Annotated in this window: 2 protein-coding genes; one reads left to right on the top strand and one right to left on the bottom strand. The window is 67.6% G+C overall.

What is annotated here, in order from left to right:
• Positions 1 to 1,263, bottom strand: a 1,263-nt coding sequence (locus ACESL7_RS14920; protein WP_372894086.1) for a matrixin family metalloprotease, incomplete at its 3' end; no start/stop codon positions are given.
• A 356-nt stretch (positions 1,264 to 1,619) separates the two neighbouring features.
• On the opposite strand from ACESL7_RS14920, the gene yidC reads away from it, so the two are divergent.
• The coding region (gene yidC, locus ACESL7_RS14915; protein WP_372894085.1) for a membrane protein insertase YidC at positions 1,620 to 2,948 on the top strand (1,329 nt) is incomplete at its 3' end.

Here is a 2,948-nt window from a genome sequence, read left to right as displayed (position 1 = left end):
GAAAGCGTCGGAGACCGCGCCGGGAGAGAGGTCGATACGCTGCGCCGCCGTCACCGGGCCAAGGTCGAGCGTGTCCTCGCCGCCCGTGTCGAACAGTGTCATGCCGACGGGACCGCCGGCGTAGAACTCGGGGTCCGCCTCCCCGGCATCGGCGAGCAGCGCGTCGAGAACCTTGCCCGGCCAGCCGTCGACGTCACCGCCGGCACCCCAAAGCGTATCGCCCTCGTATGCGCTCGGCGTTCCGTAGAGGTCATGGACGCCGACGAGGTCGGCGATCATCGGCGTGACGATGCTGACGGGCGTCCCGTCGACGGTCGGGTTTTCCTCGACGCCGAAATACGACATGACCGTGAGCTGCGTGCTGTCGTTGTCGAACGCCCGCCCCGCGGGATAGTCCTGCGAGATGTCGTAGGGACCCGGGTGCCCGAGGCCCAGGGCGTGCCCCACTTCGTGCACGTAGGTCTCCAGGCTGAAGGAATCCATCGTCGTGCCGTAGTCGTCGGCCCAGCCGGCCTCGATGTTGATGTCCGATCTCGTGTTCACGCCGGTTTCAGGATTGAATTCCGAAGGCCCGCCGAACGCGCCGGGCTCGGAATCGTCGAAGGTGATGTCGGCCGCTCCGGTGTCACCTTCCACGAAGGCGATGCCGGTGACGGACTGCCACGCCTCCATGGCCCAGACCGCGAGCTTCCGGCCCTCGGGGGTGATGTCGGAGATATCGTAGCTCAGCGTTCCGCCGGGCGCGACGTCGAAGGCGATCTGGGTCGGGGAACCCCAGTCGAACTCCGTCATGTAGGACGCTGCCTGCGCGGGAGAGTAGATCGCATCCGCGACCTGCAGCGTGTAGTCGCCGCTGCTGCCGTCGAACCCCTGCACATCGAGAAAATGCGTTCCGCTCTCCTGCGGCGTGAAACGCAGGAGCGTGAACAGGTTCTCCCCGGTGTCATCACGCCAGTCGAGTTCGGCGCCATCGCCATCGCGCAACGCCAGCACCGTGTCCTCCAGCCCGGTATCGGTGCCGCCGCGCCCCCAGACACTGAAGATGTACTCGGTTCCCGCCTCGAGCTCGACGGCGACCCAATCGCTGTCCGACGGGCTGTCGATGGTTCCGTCGAAGCGGTCGTCGAGGCCGACGGCATAGGTGGTTTCGGGCCCATCGGCCGCGTCCGCACCCTCCGTCAAGTCCGGCGGAAGGGCCGCGCGCAGCAGGGAGTTCGAACCGGGCTCAGCCCGGGCAGGATGCAGGTCGGAGGCTTGCGGCATAATGGTGCTCCTTTGTCACGAACGCGCATCCGGATGCCCGGAAGTGTCAGCCGCCCCGGAAGATATCGCACTTCGCCCAGACGATCACCGTAGTGTCGCGCGCGATGCCGCGGCAAGACTGAATGCGCAGACAGGGCTCCTTCACTGCATGACGCCCGCGACAGACCGTGCCGACCCCGGCACGCCGGCCCGTGACACGGCCCCGGTGGCGCGCGGGCTGCCAGACGCGGCGTCGCGGTCCTGCGGCGGGCAGGCCGCGCCATTCTGTCCGGGCTTTGTCCTTGACCTTTCGCCTCGCGGTCTGTTGAACCCCCTCTGACCTTCCGCGAGACTTCCAGCCACCGGGGCGGCGCTTCATGGACGACCAGAACAAGAACCTTCTGCTGGCGACGGCGCTGAGCTTCGGCGTCATCCTCATCTGGTTCCTGCTGTTCCCGCCACCCGATACGCCGCCCGAGGATCCCAACGCGACCGGGTCCGAGACTTCGGCGCCGGCCGAGATCGCGACGCCGACGCCCGACGACGCGCAGGCGGCGGAGCCGGGCGCGCCCGGGGCGGGCGCGGCGGCCGAGACCGCGAGCGAGGACGCGCCGCGCATCGACATCGAGACGCCGCGGCTTTCCGGTGCGATCTCGCTCCGCGGCGGCCGGATCGACACCCTCGCGCTCAAGGACTACCGCACCGAGATCGACGAGGACGCACCGATCGTCGAGCTCCTGCGGCCGGCCGGTCGGGACAAGGCCTATTACGCGCTCTACGGCTGGGCGCCCGGACAGGGGCTCGCGCTCGAGGACGTGCCGGGGCCCGACACCCGCTGGCAGGTGGCCGAGGGCGACACTCTCGCGCCGGGGAGCCCGGTGACGCTGACCTGGGAAAACGACGCCGGGCTGACCTTCAACCGGCGCATCGCGGTGGACGAGGACTTCATGTTCTCCGTCACGCAGTCGGTCACCAACTCGGGCGGCAGCGCGGTCAGCCTCGCGCCCTACGGCATCCTCGCCCGGCACGGCGAGCCGGAGAACCTGAAGAACTTCTTCATTCTCCACGAGGGTGTCATCGCCATGGCCGATGGCACCCTGACCGAGATGAGCTACGGCGACGTCGAGGACCTCGAGGTGGACCCGAACGAGGGTGCACGCGCCGAGGTCACGCGCGTGGCCGAGAACGGCTGGATCGGCTTCACCGACCACTACTGGATGACGACGCTGATCCCGTCGTCGGGCAGCCCCTTCAAGGCCGCGACGAAATACGACGATCGCCGCGGCATCTACCAGACCGAGGCGGTGATGCCGACCGAGACGCTGGCGCCCGGGGAGACCGCGGAGGTCTCCACCCAGCTCTTCGCCGGCGCGAAGGAGTGGGAGGCGATCCGCGACTACCAGCGCACGGGCGTCGACCGCTTCATCGACTCGATCGACTGGGGCTGGTTCTTCTTCCTGACGAAGCCGATCTTCTGGCTCCTGCACGAAGTCAACATGCTGATCGGCAACATGGGCTGGGCGATCATCGGCCTCACGCTGATCATCAAGGCACTCCTGCTGCCGCTCGCCTACAAGTCCTACGTCTCGATGGCGAAGATGAAGGAACTTCAGCCCGAGATGGAGAAGATCAAGGAGCGCGCGGGCGACGACCGCCAGAAGCTCCAGCAGGAGATGATGGAGCTCTACAAGAAGGAGAAGGTGAAC

The organism is Rhodosalinus sp., assembly GCF_041685465.1.
Classification (GTDB): Bacteria; Pseudomonadota; Alphaproteobacteria; order Rhodobacterales; family Rhodobacteraceae; genus Rhodosalinus.
Note: the sequence above shows the minus strand (reverse complement) of the source record. Positions and strands in the feature narration are given on the sequence as shown.